This is a genomic window from Nostoc sp. MS1, assembly GCF_019976755.1.
Classification (GTDB): domain Bacteria; phylum Cyanobacteriota; class Cyanobacteriia; order Cyanobacteriales; family Nostocaceae; genus Trichormus.
Map to the genome: position 1 here is coordinate 4,411,521 of NZ_AP023441.1, position 18,661 is coordinate 4,430,181.

Genomic DNA, 18,661 nt, shown 5'->3' on the forward strand with positions numbered 1-18,661 from the left:
CTTTCGATAGGTTAACAGGTATTCCTTATGATTGTTTACCTATTGGCACTAATTTGTGTTTATCTCCTCATCATTAGATGATTTTTACTTATAAATATTTGAAGTATGTAAAACTTGAATATTAATTCAAGCTATTGTTTATATATGTGAAATATTAGTATTCGACGATAAGAGGTCATGGAAGGGGCAGATAATTTAAAATTAGTGGAATGAATGTCCATTATATCGTACTATTGATAATAGCAAATCCTGAATAATTCAAATTAACAAAAGGAGAATGAATCATATTAATGATGAATATATCACTTAATCAATTACTTAAATGGTTAATTATAACTTTGTTATTGCCACTAGTTTTTTTAAACGCCTGGCTCATCATTCAAGTTTTTAGTTATTTTAAACCATTAGTAACAATCTTTATATTGGCAACTTTGTTTACTTTTATTTTAAATTATCCTGTGTCATTGCTGCAAGAGCGAGGCGTGAAGCGCGGCTATGCAGTTGCAATAGTTTTTATTTTCACAGTAGTAATTTCAATTGCTTTAGGTATTACTTTAGTACCCATAGCATTAGAACAATTTCAGGAGATCGCTAGAGTTCTTCCTCAATGGATTGATTCTAGCCAAACAAAGCTCCAAAGTTTAAATGATTGGGTAATTGGCCAGAACTTAAAGTTGAATATTGGTCAATTATTAAATAGGGTTATGGATAAGTTACCAGATGAGTTGGAGTATTTTTCTCATAGAATATTTAGCGTTATCATAGAGACTATTGATAGTATTTCCGAAGCTATAGCTACAGTTGTCATCACCTTTTATTTGTTATTAGACGGGCCGAGAATTTGGGAAGGTATATTTAAAAAGTTACCTTGGTCTTTAGCAGGAAACGTAAATCAATCTATTCAAAAAAACTTTCAAAATTATCTTATTGGTCAAGGTACTTTAGCCTTACTGATGGGAACTTCTCAAACCCTGCTATTTTTAGCATTTAAAGTCCAATTTGGCTTACTGTTTGGCTTGACTATAGGCTTTTTAAGCCTCATTCCTTTTGGTGATGTTGTTAGCTTGATTGTAATTACCTTGATTGTAGCAACCCACGACATCTGGCTAGCGTTGAAAATTTTAGCAGTAGCTGTGGTGATTGACCAAGTTATCGATCAGGCGATCGCACCCCGTCTTTTAGGTAGCTTCACAGGACTAAGACCAATTTGGGTGTTAACTTCTTTGCTGGTTGGTACTTATGTTGGTGGGTTGCTAGGATTGTTGATTGCTGTCCCTGTTGCTGGACTGATAAAAGATACAGTAGATGGATTTACTTCTTTACCTGCTGGTATTAATAATGCTTTACCAACTGAAACTGTAACAGAAGCATTCAAATCAGAATCGACATCATTATAATTTAAAGTAACTTTTATTACTTTATTAATTAAGTATTTAGGATTTTCTTGATTTTACGCCTGATTTAGTCGTGGAGATTGGCATTTAAAGTATCAATAGCATACACTTTTCGCCACCGAGATCACACTGAGTTGCAAAATAATCATTAAAGTTATGCGATTTTTGCATTTATGCGGATGCACTAAAGTTCAGTTGATGGCATTCTCTATATTTAGGAATAGAGTTGATGGCATACTTAACACCCCTGGAATTGTCTAGGGGCTTTTTATTTTTTGGTCATTGGTCATTAGTCATTGGTCATTAGTCCATAGTCAAAAGTTTATTCTCCGTTGTCTTCCCCTCCTCCCTCATCTTCCTCACCTCTGCGTTAAGATGATGAAACAAACCATTTAACGTTTGCGTTTCTTTTTTTTGAGTTTGTTTTCTCTATATAGTTTTCGTTCTCGTGGATTTAGCGCTAAATATTGACGGATATCGGCTATTATCTCCTGGCGCTCTTCCATTCCTTGGTAAAGCTTAAAAAGTTCAGAATAGTTTAGAAACCCAGTTTTGAGAATTGCTGATATAGCAACATAAGCAGCTTCATGTACACCTAAAATAAAACGATCCTGAACAAAATCTCGCCAGAAAGAAACACTACGGGTTAGGCGCGTATCATTTGCCAAACACATCAGCAACGGCTCAATTGCTGCTTCACCTTCTGCTATTAAGGCTTGAGTGATGGGATCTTGGCGCAAATGGGGATAACCTGGTTGACCATTTTGGAGGACGGCTACTTCTTCCAAATCTTGAATTAATGCACTGATGCGTTCTTGCTGGTTGGAGTAATTTTCTAGACCCACTGTTAAAGCCTGTTCACGTTGGGGCTGTTTTGCCCGACGTTCTTGGTCAGTTAATAATTCCGGGACTTGTTCTAAAAAAGGAAAGAAATGTGATTCACTATCTGTGTAGCGATACAGGCGATGAAAATTAAAACCACGCTGTTTAGCCTCTTCTTCTACAGCATCCCCTGCAAAGAAAAGTAATTCGGCGCTTAACCGTGTTAGGTTATCGTCTCCTCGCATATGAGCGCAAATAGCCCGGTCGAAAAGCGCCCATAGCCATTCGCTAGCAAGCATCAAATATGGGTCTTTGACATTAACATCATCATTGTCACTTTCTGGTCTGTCACCCCAATTAATTGACCAGACTGCTTCGGCTAGTTCTACTTCTCCCAGTTGCAAAAGCAAGCAAGCCTTAATTGATAGCAATGTTGTGTGGCAAAGAGAATAACTTTCCGGTGTCGCCTTTTCAGGAGAATAAAAGCGGGTAGTATTTTCATATCCACGCTCTTTTGCCTTGATTTTTGCCATCTCTTTTAAGGCTAAAGAAATATCCTTGTGTATATCAGCCTTTGCACCAATTGACGCAACTGGATACACTAAACCATTCCAGCAGATAGCAAAACCCTGTTGATTTTCTGATGAAGTCGGTATTACCCACCCATGTACCTTCATTATCCCGCTATCGCCTTCCCAACAATTCCCAGTCCCCACCTCAATTTCTCGATATTCGCATCCTCGCGGGTCAGCCAGACCTTGCTCAAATAATTTTGATGTGGCGGCGACAAATAACGGGGGTAATTTCGTTGTAGGTAATTGGTTAGGAGTAAATTGTTGTGGTGGAGTGGGGAAAGAGTCTCCCGTAAACTTTGGTGAAGGACGAAATGGGAACTGTTGATTTCCGTAAAAAATTGGCATAGAAATTGCCCAGTTATCAGCAAATGGGAAATTTAATAGAAAACTTGTAAAATCCGCTAGACTCTCTACTCAGGTGGAGAGTTTAGGATAGTTTCAGGCAGTCGCCTCAGTTGTCAAGCTAAGTCTTGATAGTTTTTTCTATTCACATCGTAAATTTATGACAATCCAACTCACAGTTCCCAACATGGCTTGTTCCGCTTGTGCCAATAATATTACAAATGCAGTAAAGACAGTTGATGCTGATGCGATCGTTCAGGCTGATCCTCAGACTAAGTTGGTGAATGTAGAAACACAAGCATCAGAAACATCCATTAAAGATGCGTTAGCTGCTGCTGGCTATCCTGCGGCGTAAATTATGGATACATTGAACCCCAATTTTTAGAAAAACTGGGGTTCTTGTAAATTATGAACTACGAATTACGAATTAACCTCAAAATCTAATACCCAATTGTCCATTAATACCGCGCACAGAATTATAACCAGCACCCACAAATACGTTATCACTAGCGCCTACCTGCACACCACCAGAAAAAGCTACTCCTTTATCCTCGGAATAATACCCCAAACCCACATAGGGAGAAATTACTGGCAAACGGATAAACCTCAACACATCTACGCCAGTAGCGCCATCTGTCCCTACGCCTAACTCTACGCCAAAATCTAAAGCCCTAGCACCCACAGCATAGGTAACATCGCCATCTTTACCACCAACTGACACCCAAGGTTGTGGTACAAGTTGGGCAGAGGCTTGAGAAGGGGTTAATAAAGCCAAAAGTCCTAATGATGTGATAAATGTTGTTGCTAAAGTCGCTATTTTCACATTCTGCTCCTACACTACCAAATTGTTACTCAACTCTAACTGAGCGATCGCCTTAATTAATTGTTTCCCAAGTAACAATACCTTAGCCAAAATAAGAGGGTGAAGAGAGAGGGCTGATGTAGTAGAGTTATTGTCTTCCCAAACGACAACTCAAAAGCCACAATCAACCCATGCCCGATATCTTATCACTCCTGCAATGCCTCCTGCCGCAGATAAACGCTACGACGATGCGGCAATTGAACCAGATAATCCTGGCCATGTTAGCAATGAGTGGCCGAGTGACGATGTTGGGAATTTCTCGTTGGACAGGTAGTGGTGGCAGTTATCGAACGATGTTGAGATTCTTTCATACGGTAATACCTTGGGCGACATTGTTTTGGTTATTCTTTCACAAGCATTTATTTCGTCCGAATGAGATATATTTGCTAGCGGGAGATGAAGTTGTGATAAGTAAATCAGGAAAACAAACTTATGGACTGGATAGATTTTTTTCTAGCCTGGCTGGTAAACCCATATCAGGGCTATCTTTTTTTACATTATCATTAGTCAGTGTTGAGCAAAGGCACTCGTTTCCGATTCAGATAGAACAGGTGATAAAGAGCGATATAGAAAAAAGTAGCTCGTCACCAACCAAAGAAATAAAACCGCAAGAAAAACGTGGGCGTGGGCGACCAAAGGGAAGTAAAAACAAGAATAAAACCCAGGTAGTTCTCACATCTGAATTACTCAGAATTCAGAAGATGATTAAGTCGCTATTTAAGTTATTAGCTAAATTTATTCCCCTTACTTACTTAGTATTGGATGGACACTTTGGGAATAATAATGCCTTGCAGATGGCTCGTCAAGTTAACTTGCATATAATTTCTAAGCTTCGCTCTGATTCAGCATTATATATACCTTATCAACACCCTGACCCCAATAGTCGCTCTCGTCGTAAATACGGAGACAAAATTGACTACAACAACATACCTAAGAAGTATTTATGTCAAAGTACCGTTGATGATGATATCCAAACTGACGTTTATCAAGTTACATTACTTCACAAAGAATTTGCCCAATCTCTAAATGTAGTTATTCTCGTCAAAACCAATCTTAAAACTCATGCTCGTAGTCATGTAATTCTATTTTCTAGTGATCTAAAATTGTCATCTGAAAAAATAATTGACTACTACAAGCTACGCTTTCAGATCGAATTCAATTTTCGAGATGCCAAGCAATTTTGGGGATTGGAAGATTTTATGAACTTAAGTCAAACTGCTGTAACTAATGCTGCTAATCTAGCATTCTTTATGGTCAACTTATCCCATCATCTTCTCGCGGATTTTCGTCTCCTTAATCCCGACTCCGGCATCCTTGACCTTAAGGCTCACTATCGTGGTTTTCGATATGTCCGTGAAATTTTAAAAATGCTTCCCGAAATACCTGAGCCTATTTTATTAACTCAGATTTTTGCCAAACTTACTTCTTTGGGACGTATTCATAACGTTTCTACAGGCGTTGAACCCTCGTAAATTGGCTAAGGTATTGAAGTAATAGATTTCATCTTAAGTAATTAGGAAAAAATCACCATAGTTTTGCATGTGGAAACTATGAAGAAAACCACATACTGTCAAGGCTTTGGAAGAATTAGGTAAAGTGCGTGCAAAAAGCTTTCAGCGATGAACTGACAAATATTGTCGAACACGTAAGTATGAAACGTAAATTACTTACATTTTATATTCTTGCTGGCAACCTTTAATTTATCCTATATTTTCACACCCAACATCTCTTACCAAAAAATTAAAATAAAATTGTAACAAAAACTACAAAATTAGCTTTTTTTATAAAAAAATAAGATAAGCTAGGCATATATATATCTAGTTCGCAAAGATACTGCGAATAGGAGAAAATTTTATGGTTTCCATGCCGACGCTACCATTGGCAGGTGCTACTCCAGGTCATATTTGCCCCTTTGATCAAGCCTGTAGTTACTTAGAAGCTGCTGCTAAAGAATTAAGGTTAGATCAAGGAACACTGGAAATTCTCAGCCACCCACGTAGAGTAGTTACAGTTTCTATTCCTGTAAAACTAGACAATGGTGATATACGGGTTCTAGCAGGGCATAGGGTACAGCATTCTGATATTTTAGGCCCCTACAAAGGCGGAACACGTTACCATCCGGCTGTAACTCTCAACGAGGTATCCGCATTAGCAATGCTGATGACTTGGAAATGTGCGTTGTTGGGTATTCCCTATGGTGGCGCGAAGGGAGGTATCGCCATAGATCCACAAAATTATAGTGTGGGTGAATTAGAGCGAATTACTCGTCGTTATACTAGCGAGTTGATTAAAGATATTGGGCCTGCACTCGACATTCCAGCGCCAGATGTAGGGACTTCCGCCCGTGAGATGGCTTGGATGATGGATACTTACTCTATGAATGTTGGTCACGCTGTACCAGGAGTTGTCACAGGTAAGCCGATTTCCGTCGGTGGTTCACGGGGACGAGAAATGGCGACTGGACGGGGTGTGATGATTATTGTGCGGGAAGCACTTGCAGATATAGGTAAATCCCTAGAGGGCGTACGAGTAGTTATTCAAGGTTTTGGTAATGTTGGTGGTGCGGCGGCTGAATTATTACACCAAGCTGGAGCAAAAATTCTGGCTGTCTCTACAGTTGCAAGTGGAATATATTCTCCTGACGGTTTAGATATTCCTGCATTAAAAGCCTACGCTGCGGAAAATCATAAGAGTATTGTTGGTTTTCCAGGATCTACGGCTATTAGTAATGCAGAGTTGCTAACTTTACCTTGTGATGTTTTAATTCCTGCCGCATTAGAAAACCAAATCACAGAGGAAAATGTAGATCAGATACAAGCACAAATAGTGGCGGAGGCGGCTAACGGCCCTGTGACGTTGGAAGCTAACCGAGTGCTAGAGGCGCGGGGTGTGACTGTATTACCAGACATTTTGGCTAATGCTGGGGGTGTGGTAGTGAGTTATTTAGAATGGGTACAGGGACTTTCTTATCTGTTTTGGGATGAGGAGCGTGTGAACAAGGAAATGGAACACTTGATGGTGCAAGCTTATCGTCAAGTCATGCAACAATCTAAGATACGGCAAGTTCCCTTAAGACTAGCAGCTTATACGTTAGGTGTAGGTAGGGTTGCTCAGGCTTTGCATGATCGGGGTCTTTATCCTTAAGGGATTGTGGATGGGGTAGGGGCGGGCAAGATGCCCACCCCACAAGGGTTAAATCTAATTTCAATATGCAAACTAGATGTTTTCCAACTTACCAAGCAGCGTTTGAGCCTGTAACCTCTACTCTATCCGCGATAATTATGCGCCTTCTCTTAATTTATCTAAGACGCTTCTATCTTCTAGGGTGGAAGTATCACCTGAGACTTCTTGTCCGGCGGCGAGATTTCGTAGTAGGCGGCGCATGATTTTACCCGATCGCGTTTTGGGTAATGCGTCTGTAAAGCGGATTTCACCAGGACGAGCGATCGCACCAATTTCTTTCACTACATGCTGTTTGAGTTCTTTACTCAAGTCATCGCTGGCTTGGTAAGTACCCTCTAGAGTCACAAAAGCTACTACTTCCTCACCCTTGAGTTCATCTGGCTTACCTACTACCGCCGCCTCAGCCACGGCTGGGTGAGATACCAGAGCTGATTCTACTTCCATCGTACCCAGGCGATGCCCTGATACATTCAATACATCATCCACACGCCCCATAACCCAGAAGTAGCCGTCCTCATCTTTTCTCGCACCATCACCAGCAAAGTATGTATAGTTGCCATCTTTGGGGGGAATATGTTCCCAATAGGTGCGGCGAAAGCGTTCAGGATCGCCGTATACTGTCCGCATCATGCCTGGCCAGGGGTATCGCACTGCTAAATAACCACCTTCGTTCTCAGGCACAGAGTTACCCTCTAAATCCACAATATCCGCAAGGATGCCAGGGAAGGGACGAGTGGCGGAACCGGGTTTGGTAGGGATTGCGCCGGGTAAGGCTGTAATCATAATACCTCCCGTTTCAGTTTGCCACCAAGTATCAACAATGGGGCAGCGTTCACCACCAATCACTTTGTGATACCACATCCAAGATTCTGGGTTGATGGGTTCACCAACGGTTCCTAATAACCTTAAGGAAGATAGGTTCCTGGCTTTGGGATGGTGTTCGCCCATTTTGATAAAGGCGCGAATGGCTGTGGGTGCGGTGTAAAAGATGTTTACGCCATATTTCTCAATTACATCCCAAAAACAACCGGGATTTGAAGCACGGGGCGCACCTTCATACATCAGCGTGGTTGCACCGTTGGAGAGGGGTCCGTAAACTATGTAGCTGTGTCCGGTAATCCAGCCTACATCTGCGGTACACCAGTATACATCTGTATCTTGCAGGTCGAAAATCCATTTGGTGGTCATGTGAGTATATAGGTTATAACCACCAGTGGTATGTACAACACCTTTGGGTTTGCCTGTGCTACCAGATGTGTAGAGGACGAATAGCAAATCTTCACTGTCCATTGGTTCGGCGGGACAGTCGGCAGATGCACCTTTTTGTAAATCGTGCCACCAATGATCGCGTCCTCCCAACTGCATATAAATGTCTTGTCCAGTTCGTTTGACGACTAGGACATTTTCGACGCTGGGAACTGCACCATCAGCTAAGGCTTTATCTACCTGTTCCTTGAGAGGAACTATCGCATCTTTTCGCCAGCCACCATCAGCTGTAACTACTACTTTAGCTTTGGCATCAATTAAGCGATCGCGTAATGCTTCCGCACTAAAACCACCAAATACCACACTATGGGGTGCGCCGATTCTGGCACAGGCTAACATAGCGATCGCCGCTTCGGGTATCATTGGCATATAAATACCGACGCGATCGCCTTTCTGCACTCCCAGTTGTTTCAAGACGTTGGCAAACTGACAAACTTCCCGATGCAGTTGGGCATAAGTAAGGGTGCGGGAATCTCCCGGTTCTCCTTCCCAAATGAGTGCAGCTTTATTTTTGCGCCAAGTTGTTAAATGTCTATCTAAACAGTTGTAGGAAATATTAATCTTCCCATTTACAAACCATTTAGCGAAAGGTGGTTGCCAATCTAGTACTGTATCCCATTTTTGGAACCAGTGTAGTTCTGTTTCGGCTAACTCTGCCCAAAACTTTTGCGGATCGGCTTTGGCTCTATCATAAAGTTGCTGATAGTCTTCTAAACTTTTAATCTGGGCCTTTTGGGAAAACTCGGCACTGGGATGAAATAAACGTTTCTCTTGCAGGATTGATTCTATAGTTGGCTGCGGCATAGTTATAAGGATGAACAGTATTGTTACTGAAAACTATTTTTATCGGAGTTGTGTCCAACAATGTTGAGATCCACTCTAGTTTTTACTTTTCGCAATGTGTCAATTTATTCTTTGTGTCAAGTTGTAGCTAAAGATTGTAACTTGGGCTGGGAGTGGGGAGTAGGGAATAGGGAGTAGGAAGATTATGTTGGCACACAATTTAGTATAAGTAAGATAGGTAGATAGCAGGCTGCTTTTACACAGATACAACCTGTCTACTCATTTGTATGTAAAAAGTTTAATTCTTTGTTAGTTTAAGTAGTTATTATTGCTTAGGTTACACAGTAAAGTCTAGAAACAGGTTCTATAAAGATTTATACAACGTATGTGCATTAATTACAAATTACATGGGCATTAGCCTTTGCTGCGTAACGTTACCATAAATTTGTAGGGTATTAGAAATTACCATTACCTTACCAGAAAGGAGAAAAGCTTCTACCGTAATTGTAAAATTGCAATCTGCCGAAACCGAGAAATTGGCTATGTGTTTTTTCTCCTGGAGGAAATGCTGTCACACCAAATAGATAGACTCCTGAGATTGAGGGATTTTGCAAAGGTTTTAAGCCTATAGTGATTGTTTTACCTGGCTCTACTGGTGGATCAAATGTGATGGATACTGTTCTAGCCTGACGATTCTGCACTACATCTTTTAACCCAATGGGCTGTCCTTTGCGGGAGCGTGTACCTTCAAAAGCTACACTGTTTTTGAGGTCGAAGCGAATATTATCTACTCCCTCACGCTGGTTAATGGTGATTTGTTGTAAGGGTTCGCTGGCCTTTTCTGGCAAACTAACGGTGAAATAGTACGTTGCACCCCAAATATTGACTTCATTGTAAGTTGTAGCAGCTTCTACAAGGCGCGGCGGCTCAACAAAATATACTGTACCATCTTGCAATTGAACTGCTTGACTTGGGGGCATGGTACAGCCTTCGAGTATGACTACGCTAGCGATCGCCAAGGGCGGGGCGTAGCCCATCGCTGTCCTTAATAATACTGCAAGGCGCATAACTCTACTTGTTTGACCAGTTAGATAATAATTATATCGTTTATATATTGCTAAATGATTTTACAAAAAACTTTACATTTTTTAGCAATAGATTACTAATATTACGATTGTTACTTAACAATACAATTGTTTTGTAAAAGATAATTGATATCTATTGTCAAAGCTACTATGTAAGTTAGAAACTAAAAATATAACACCAGCAATTATTCCTATGAATACCATTTCTAAAGTTACAGCCAAGCATCCGAGTTGGCAAACTGCGATATTGTTTGCTCTGGGCTTTTGGCTCAGTTCCAGCCTAGTTTTAGATTGGGTAATTATGCCTAGTCTTTACTTATCAGGTATGATGAGTCAAACAGGTTTTACTACAGCAGGTTATGTAATTTTCTGGGGCTTTAATCGCTTAGAATTGTTATCGGCGGCTGTAGTTTTAACTGGCGCATTAGTCTGGCGAAAAAACCATGACTACTGGAACCTGAACATTACATTCGCAGCAATAATTTTGTTTGCGATCGCTATCCTCAATACTTATTTGTTAACTCCGCAAATGTGCGCTGTGGGAGTTGATCTTAATCTGTTTGAAACAGCCTCTACTGTTCCTGCACAGATGAATTTATTACATGGCAGTTATTTTCTGTTAGAAGTCGTTAAATTAGTTGCAGGTGGCGCACTCTTTTATTGGTGTTGGCAACAACCAGAGTAATAATTTATGATGTGATCGCCATAAATTATTTCGTATAGTTTTAGGAATATTTTTTAAATAAAAAGACACAAATGAATACTTTGTGTCTTTTTTAATTTTTAATTACAAGTTTAGGCTTTGTTGTTACTGTCCAAACTCTAGCCTGGCTTGTTCTACTAACTCGGCTGTGACTATATCTTGTTCTGCTTGACGAGCTAACTGTTCAATTCTGGCTTGAGCTTGAGAACGAGCAAAAAAGGGAATATTTTTTAACTTGATTTTTGCTTCTGATGTCCAGCGTAAGCTATCAGTATTATGTTCGCTCATATCACGTCTACCTTTTCTAATCCAAGTTGCTGAGTTGGGCTTGCCAAATCAGACTCGTCACAAAACTTCATCAAAATGACTGTAAATTATCTGATATATCAATGTTTTTATACTAGTTTTCTGTACATCAAAACTATTTAATAACAAATATTATTAAAGTTGATTACGCGCTTTGAGTTGTAAATATCGTTCGACCAACTGGTCGGTAATTTGGTTAGCTGGTGCATCAAGGACTAAAACACCCTTTTGTTTTAACTGGGCAAAAGCTACTTGTCTTTGTGCCAATAAATCCAATGCTACTGCACGGTTATAGGTTTGGGTGACATCTTCTGTAAAAGTGTGGGCTAAACGGTCTACTTGCGGGTCGCGCAAGGTGACGCAAAATGGCAGATAGCGTGGTGCTAGTCGAGTAAGTGCAGCCAAGAGTTCTGTAGAAGCGGTGACATCCACTAAATCGGTAATTACTACCACTAAGGCGCGGCGGGTTTGCTGTTGTACGACATTTGTCACAGCGCCCAGGTAATCTGACTCTAATAGCACTGGCTGAATGGGTGTGAGATGGTCAACTAGACGACTTAAATGATGTTGACCTCGTTCTGGTGCTATCCATGTGTGCATGAGACGGTCAAATACACCCACTCCCACGCGATCGCCACGATGTAATCCGGCTAGAGCTAATGATAATGTAGCATTTAAGCCCCAATCAAACCGTTGTAGACCTTGGACTCTAGCAGTCATTAACCGACCGCGATCTAATAAAATAATCAGTGTTTGTTCTTGTTCTGGTTCCAATACCCGCACCAATGGCGGCCCCACACGACGGGCTGTAGCCTTCCAATCAATTAGCCGTAAATCATCACCAGTGCGATAGTTTCGCAGTTCGGCAAACTCTGTACCAATGCCTAACTGTCGTGATTGTCGCATAGAGCCAGATGATTGTAGCGTCAAACGAATCGAGAGCGATCGCAACCCAATTAAATCAGGGTAAACTTTCACCTGTAAACTTTGGGGAATCTGCCAATCATCCCAAGCTAAACCCCAAGGCGCTAACTGTCGCACTTGAATATTTCCCCAAGCAAATTCTCCACGCTGTTTTGGGTTGACTGTATATTTTATTTCTTCCTGACCTTGCAGGGGAATAGTTGCTTGTAGTACAGGGATAGATACATCAAAATCACTGGGATAATAATCGCGGATTTGAATTACTGCGTCAGTCTTTGCTGATGTAACTCTTAATATCACTGGGTTATCCCGACCAATAGATAAGCGTGGTGGTAATTGACGCTGAATTTCTACCCTTAAGGGACGTACTCGCCTACTATCGATTACCATCAACACTAAAACGGTGATATCAAATAGCAGAGTTAGAGTGATACTCGCAAAAATACCAATTAACAATGATAGGATGGGTGCGATCGCCAGTCCTAAAAGTAATAATAAATAAACTCGTTTAGCGGGAACCATTTTTAATTTGTAATTCGTAATTAAGAAGATAATTATGGGGTGAGTTGTGCGTAACCACCCAGAAAGAGTAACCACATTACTACAATTACCCAGTGAATAAAAACGGAAGGCCAAATAGAACCACTTTGGTAATAGATAATATTACAAGTAATTCCTAAAAGTCCTACCAATAATAAAAAAACTGGATTTAGAGAAGTTTGCCGTCCTGGGGGATAAACTGTTAGACCTTCAAGGGGATGGTAAAGAATGAAAGCCACTACACTAGCAAATCCCCAGAGAAATTGTTGACTAGTTGTAGGATTTTCTGTTAAGTGAGGCAGTAGTAAAACCCGGAATGTAAGCTCCTCCAGGATAGCAGGGATGAAAAGACAACCCGTGACAATCGTAATAATTTTTACTGGTGAGTTTGGTAAAAACTCAAACTTGAGGAAATGACTGTAAAAACCAATAGATAAGGCGATCGCAGTAAAAAGCAATAAAATTACTAATGTCGTTAACCAAGCTTGGATATTAGGCAGCGTAGAGAAAGCTGCTATTGACCGATATCTTAGTTTTGATTTGAGAAATTTCCATTGCTGTTGTATTTCCCCGCGCATAATAGCCATTCTCTACCTTGGTACAGGGACTTGGTTAACTACAGCCGCAATTACCCCATCCATTTGTAAATCATCTAACATAGCTTCAGGCTTAAGAATCAAACGATGACGTAATAAAGGTGAGGCTAATGCTTTCACATCATCTGGAGTAACAAAATCTCGTCCTGCTAACCAAGCTACAGCTTGAGAAGTTTGCAACCAAGAACCAGCCGCGCGGGGTGAAGCACCCAAAGCCAAATCAGGATATTGGCGTGAAGCCCTCACCAGTGCTAACAAATAATCAATGATAGCTTCGGATACCTTGATAGACTTGACTGCCTGCCTTGCTTGTAAAATATCTGCTACTGTTGCTATTGGTTGCAGATTATTAATATCTAAACGTCGTGCAGCAAAACCAGCTTGACGATTGAGTAACATTTGCTTTTCTGCCGCTTGGTCGGGGTAATCTACTACTAATTTAAAAAGAAATCTATCTAGTTGTGCTTCTGGCAAAGGGTAAGTACCCTCAAACTCCAAAGGGTTTTGCGTAGCGATGACCCAAAATAAATCCGGCAAAGGTAAACTTTCCCCATCCAGAGTTACCTGCATTTCTTCCATTGCTTCTAGCAAAGCTGCTTGTGTCTTCGGTGGAGTTCGGTTAATTTCGTCTGCTAGTAAGACTTCGGTGAAGACAGGGCCTTTTTTCAAGGTAAAATTACGGCTGTTTAAGTCAAAAATGTTTGTTCCTGTAATATCCGATGGTAAAACATCCGGTGTTAGTTGCACCCGACGAAACTCGGCTTGAATCAACTGGGCTAAAACTTTTACCAAAAGCGTTTTACCTGTTCCTGGTACTCCTTCTAAAATTACATGTCCACCTGACAATAACCCTATCAGTAGCTGCTGTATCAGTTGCGATTGCCCTACGATGATTCGGTTAAGTTTTTCACTTAGGCTAAGAAAGATGGAATAGGTTTCACTCATAAGTTTTCTTTATAAAAATGGCAGAAGCAGGCGGGAAGAGAAAAAAGTAATAAATTATACTCTTAACTCAGCACTGTTGACTCTGTGAGTCGCTGATTTTGATGTTTAACACATTGTGGTTAATGTACCTCATCAAGTTCAGAATGGCTACATTAGTCATGCGTGTAATGTCTCAGGAAGTATAAGCAAATTTCCATTATGGCTGTTGAATGTTCAACGATAATTAATTTACGACTTTTCCAAGAAATAATTAATGCTTACTCTAACTGCAAAGAGTATTAAAAATTCGGTTTTTTTTTAATAAAACAATGTCCTTTTTTGGATAGGTAATAGCTAATGGATTTTTTTTTGCTATTACCTATTACCTATTAGCAATTACCAGCCCCCACACTATGCTAAATATTTAGCAAACTTGTGATCAAATTTTTAAATGCGATCGCGGAAACCTTGTTTGCCATTTACTGAGTCATAAAGTACATCGTACTGATCAATAAAGGCGATGCTACTATTGACAACCAGAGATTGCTCTATTTGTGGGGAAAGATTCGCATTCCATAGATTAAATCCGTTGCGGTTTCCTGGGGTAACACTATATTCAAAAATACGCGGAATCCCTACCTTGAGAGTATTTCCTGGGGCTAACCTTCCGGGTTTGAGCTTACCCATCAGCGAGGCAGATTTAAACTCAATAAAACTGGTGTTTATGCCAGTATCCACAACCATTCTGCCATTACAAGTATTATTCATGCTACTCTGGGCGATCGCTACACAAACTCCGTTAATTCTAGAGTCCCATCTATTACCAGGAACACCAGTCATTGCTGGCTGTGGAGTTAGAGAAGTTAAATTAAAACCATTACTGTTCTGTGGTGTTAAACCAAAAATTATATTCCCGTTATTATCTCCACGATTACCTGTAATGATAAATCCATTACTTAAATTTCCAGGTAATTTCCTTAAAGGATTATAAGGCAACGACTTTTCTGAATAATTAACACCGATAATACCAGAGAAAGGTTTTCCACTTTTGGCAGAGCAATTAGGTTTTTGGGCAGTACATCGGCGGCTAGTGACGACTTGTATCGGCACAGGTTCTTCAGTAGAAATTAGACCAAACTGCACATTAGCATAAACTATTTCCCCTTCTAAAATAGTCCCATCATGTAATACATGCTTGACTACTTGACCAGTTTTATTAATAGGAGCATTGCCTAAAAATTCTTTAGGAACTCTCAATCCCGCAGACCCCGTATCCAGAAGCACACGCCTTGGACGACCGTTGGCTACTGCTAATTCGACAAAATAACCGCGATTTGTTTGAGCAACGGAACCTTTAGAATACAAAGGAAAGGACACAGTATTAAAACTAGGTTTTCTGGGTCGAAATTGAGAAGTATCACGCCAAGCAGGATTAGTAAATAATGCTTGAAATGTAGCCTGTCGTTGTGAAGCAGGTTCTGGCCCAAACTCCCATAGGCTTTCGTAATAAAAGAAAACCGCACCTAAACCGCGTTCTCTCGCCGCCTGTACTTTTGCCTGAATTAGCTGTATTGAAGTTGGACGATTTCGCAAACCTGTCATAATACCAATGCCAGTAGGTATTAATTGCTGTGCTTCTGTAATTTCTGGAGTGCTAATTGTTGTAATAAAACTGGACAAATCATTGCGGTAAACCTGGACTGCAAGCTCGTCTACAACACCCAAACGCACCCAATTAATCCAATCTTGTAATTGCAGTTTATATGCAAAGTCATAGTAATTAGGTGAAACTGCAAAAATTGCATTAGGTTTTCTGGCTTTTACAGCTTGGTTTAGTCTCACCATAAAAGCTGTGATTTTATCGGCACGCCATTTTACCCAACTTTGAGCTTGAGGATTAGTAGGCGGTGGGTTTCCAGTTTCCTGAGTGTACAAGTTAACAGTGTATTTGTCATACCCAAAATCAACAGGTAAACTCATGTGGTCGTCAAATTGAATCCCATCAGCGTTGTATTTGGTAATAATTTCTACCACAAGGTCGGTAATAAACTGCTGCACTTCTGGGTGGAAGGGATTTAGCCATGCTACTTCACCCGCAGCTGAAATTGATGTTTGGGTTCCATCCTGTTTTTGCGTCAGCCAATTGGGCTTTTGCGATGCTAGTTCGGAAGTTAGGGGAACCATAAAACCAAACTCAAACCAAGGTATAGCCACTAAACCTTGACTACGAGCTTGATTGATGATGTCTGCAATTACATCTTGCCCTTGTGTACCTTTGAAGAAATAAGGAATACCCATACGTTGGGTAATGGCACTAGGATACTTAGTATAACCATCATTCCAAACCACAGGATAAATAGTGTTGAAATTTAACTGCCGCAATTGAGTCAAGGTTTCTTGTACTTTAGCGGGGTCTTTGAGAATATCAAAGTCATTATTCGTCAGCCATACTCCGCGAATCTCTTGGCGTGGCGACTCGGTGAGTTGTGCGGTTACTGGAGTAAGATTCTGTAGTAAAAGTGCTGTGACAAATGATAAGGCAAATAGAACTGGCAGCAATGGGCTATGCCTTGGCGATCGCCTAAATAACCGAACAAAAAACAATTTGAGTAAAGATAATAACTTAGTTAACCAAGTGTTAACTCGGATGCTGTGGTACAAAAATTCAGTTGACATTACTGGCTCAAGATAAATCCTTAATTGAGAACGTTTGCTGCAAGGCAGTCCTAAATAGTTTGTAATAAAGACTTCCGTCATGAAAAAAATCAGGGCTAAAGTCCCGGCTACGAACTTGACGTAATTAATAGCTCAGGAGTGCCAAGTTAGAATTTTAACTGGGACGGTATACTACTCTTCTAAGATTTCAGATCGATCAGACCTTTATCCTTACTATGACTTTAGTTATCGCTGGGGAACGTAGCGGAGTGGGTAAGACAACAGTCACCCTCACCCTTTTAGCATCTTTATCTCGACGCAGTGCCAGTGTGCAGTCCTTCAAAGTCGGCCCAGACTATATCGACCCTATGTTTCACAGTTATGTAACTGGTCATGCTTGCCGCAATTTAGACCCAGTATTAACTTCAGAAGCTTACGTTCAACAATGCTTTGTTCATCATGCTCAAGAGAGTGAATATGCTTTAGTTGAGGGGGTTATGGGGTTATTTGATGGAGTAGGGAGTGAGGGAGAAATCAATTCAAAACTTAGTACTGACTTTGCTAGTACTGCTCATGTGGCACGGCTGTTAGATGTGCCTGTAGTCTTGGTGATTGATTGTAGCCGCTTGTCGGGTTCTGTAGCAGCGATTGCTCACGGTTATTGTTCTTTTGACCCCAGGCTGAAAATAGCTGGGTTGGTATTAAATCGTGTAGGCAGCGATCGCCATCTGTCGTTACTAAAAGATTCCCTTAAACCCTTGCAATTACCAATACTGGGTGTACTGCGTCGCCAAGATGACATCACCATTCCTGATCGCCATCTAGGTTTAATTCCCACCGCCGAACTCCCAGAATTAGATGCGGTAATCAATCGCCTAGCTGACTTAGGTGACACCTGTTTCGATTGGCAAAGGTTATTACCTCTATTGGAGGCAGGAGGCAGGAGGCAGGAGGTAGGAGGTAAAAGGCAGGAGTTAGAAGGCAGAAGTGAATTATTATCCCCCTCATCTCCCACCCTGCGGGAAGCTAAAGCTACATCTCCCTCATCTCCCAAAATCGCCATAGCCCGCGATCGCGCTTTTAATTTCTACTACCAAGACAATCTTGATTTGTTGCAAAAGCTGGGGGCTGAACTGGTGTTTTGGAGTCCTTTAACGGATGAGGAACTACCGTCAGGTGTACAGGGGATGTATTTTGGGGGCGGTTTCCCAGAAGTTTTTGCCCAGCAACTTGCCGAAAACGGCAGCGCTCGTCACTCTGTAAAACAAGCTATTTTGGCAGGAATGCCCACAATTGCCGAATGTGGAGGATTGATGTATCTGTGTGAGCAAATTGTAGATTTTGATGGTAAATCTTGGCCGATGGTAGGAATATTACCCTCATCTGCGGCTATGGGTAGACGTTTAACTTTAGGCTATCGTCGTGCTGTGGCTTTGCAAGATAGCTTGTTAGTAAATGCAGGTACAAAGATTTACGGGCATGAATTTCATCGCTCAAGCTTGATTACACCACCTACTCAGCCCTTATTTGAAACTTACCGCTACGATTCCTCAGAAGATATGGGACTTGAAGGATGGAGTTTACCTAAAAATATTCATGCTTCCTACATTCATCTTCATTGGGGAGAGAGTATAGAGATTCCCCTGCGGTTTATTCAGCAGTGTAGTTTAGTGCTGAGTCATGAGTGGTGAGTGCTGAGTA

General features: G+C 40.9%; 15 protein-coding genes. 6 read left to right on the forward strand and 9 right to left on the reverse strand.

From position 1 onward, the window contains the following. Positions 1-293: 293 nt before the first annotated feature. Positions 294-1,397, forward strand: coding sequence for an AI-2E family transporter (locus tag NSMS1_RS19125; protein WP_224095279.1), 1,104 nt, complete (start codon positions 294-296; stop codon positions 1,395-1,397). A gap of 389 nt (positions 1,398-1,786) precedes the next feature. On the opposite strand, the gene NSMS1_RS19130 is transcribed toward NSMS1_RS19125, so the two are convergent. Further along, positions 1,787-3,136, reverse strand: a complete 1,350-nt coding sequence (locus NSMS1_RS19130; protein ID WP_224086356.1) for a hypothetical protein — start codon at positions 3,134-3,136, stop codon at positions 1,787-1,789. 157 nt (positions 3,137-3,293) lie between these two features. Between NSMS1_RS19130 and NSMS1_RS19135 the strand changes: the two genes are divergently transcribed. Further along, positions 3,294-3,488, forward strand: a complete 195-nt coding sequence (locus tag NSMS1_RS19135; protein WP_224086357.1) for a heavy-metal-associated domain-containing protein — start codon at positions 3,294-3,296, stop codon at positions 3,486-3,488. A 78-nt stretch (positions 3,489-3,566) separates the two neighbouring features. Here NSMS1_RS19135 and NSMS1_RS19140 read toward each other — a convergent pair whose 3' ends face one another. Beyond that, positions 3,567-3,956 (reverse strand): hypothetical protein, encoded by a 390-nt coding sequence (locus tag NSMS1_RS19140; RefSeq protein ID WP_224086358.1) that lies wholly within the window; start codon positions 3,954-3,956, stop codon positions 3,567-3,569. 170 nt (positions 3,957-4,126) lie between these two features. On the opposite strand from NSMS1_RS19140, the gene NSMS1_RS19145 reads away from it, so the two are divergent. Beyond that, positions 4,127-5,467 (forward strand): transposase, encoded by a 1,341-nt coding sequence (locus NSMS1_RS19145; protein WP_224086359.1) that lies wholly within the window; start codon positions 4,127-4,129, stop codon positions 5,465-5,467. Between the two features lie 382 nt (positions 5,468-5,849). Then, a complete protein-coding gene (locus NSMS1_RS19150) occupies positions 5,850-7,139 on the forward strand; it encodes a Glu/Leu/Phe/Val family dehydrogenase (protein ID WP_224086360.1) in 1,290 nt (429 codons plus the stop codon). Between the two features lie 135 nt (positions 7,140-7,274). Here NSMS1_RS19150 and acs read toward each other — a convergent pair whose 3' ends face one another. Both acs and NSMS1_RS19160 read right to left on the reverse strand, forming a co-directional pair. Then, positions 7,275-9,248 carry an acetate--CoA ligase gene (gene acs, locus NSMS1_RS19155; protein ID WP_224086361.1) on the reverse strand — a complete coding sequence of 658 codons (1,974 nt, stop codon included), beginning with the start codon at positions 9,246-9,248 and terminating at the stop codon, positions 7,275-7,277. A 452-nt stretch (positions 9,249-9,700) separates the two neighbouring features. Further along, a complete protein-coding gene (locus tag NSMS1_RS19160) occupies positions 9,701-10,294 on the reverse strand; it encodes a DUF2808 domain-containing protein (protein WP_224086362.1) in 594 nt (197 codons plus the stop codon). A gap of 211 nt (positions 10,295-10,505) precedes the next feature. On the opposite strand from NSMS1_RS19160, the gene NSMS1_RS19165 reads away from it, so the two are divergent. After that, complete coding sequence (locus tag NSMS1_RS19165; protein ID WP_224086363.1) at positions 10,506-10,997, forward strand: hypothetical protein; 492 nt, start codon at positions 10,506-10,508, stop codon at positions 10,995-10,997. 123 nt (positions 10,998-11,120) lie between these two features. Here NSMS1_RS19165 and NSMS1_RS19170 read toward each other — a convergent pair whose 3' ends face one another. From NSMS1_RS19170 to NSMS1_RS19190, 5 genes are all read right to left on the reverse strand, one after another. Then, on the reverse strand, positions 11,121-11,303 hold the full coding sequence (locus NSMS1_RS19170; protein WP_224086364.1) for a PCP reductase family protein: 183 nt from the start codon (positions 11,301-11,303) through the stop codon (positions 11,121-11,123). A 153-nt stretch (positions 11,304-11,456) separates the two neighbouring features. Further along, a complete protein-coding gene (locus tag NSMS1_RS19175) occupies positions 11,457-12,767 on the reverse strand; it encodes a DUF58 domain-containing protein (RefSeq protein WP_224086365.1) in 1,311 nt (436 codons plus the stop codon). A gap of 32 nt (positions 12,768-12,799) precedes the next feature. Beyond that, positions 12,800-13,372, reverse strand: a complete 573-nt coding sequence (locus NSMS1_RS19180; protein WP_224086366.1) for a type II CAAX prenyl endopeptidase Rce1 family protein — start codon at positions 13,370-13,372, stop codon at positions 12,800-12,802. A gap of 3 nt (positions 13,373-13,375) precedes the next feature. Continuing rightward, positions 13,376-14,326: an AAA family ATPase gene (locus NSMS1_RS19185; RefSeq protein WP_224086367.1), complete on the reverse strand. Its 951-nt coding sequence runs from the start codon at positions 14,324-14,326 to the stop codon at positions 13,376-13,378. A 426-nt stretch (positions 14,327-14,752) separates the two neighbouring features. After that, positions 14,753-16,981, reverse strand: coding sequence for a family 10 glycosylhydrolase (locus NSMS1_RS19190; RefSeq protein WP_224086368.1), 2,229 nt, complete (start codon positions 16,979-16,981; stop codon positions 14,753-14,755). 215 nt (positions 16,982-17,196) lie between these two features. On the opposite strand from NSMS1_RS19190, the gene NSMS1_RS19195 reads away from it, so the two are divergent. Further along, positions 17,197-18,651 carry a cobyrinate a,c-diamide synthase gene (locus NSMS1_RS19195; RefSeq protein WP_224086369.1) on the forward strand — a complete coding sequence of 485 codons (1,455 nt, stop codon included), beginning with the start codon at positions 17,197-17,199 and terminating at the stop codon, positions 18,649-18,651. Positions 18,652-18,661: the final 10 nt, after the last annotated feature.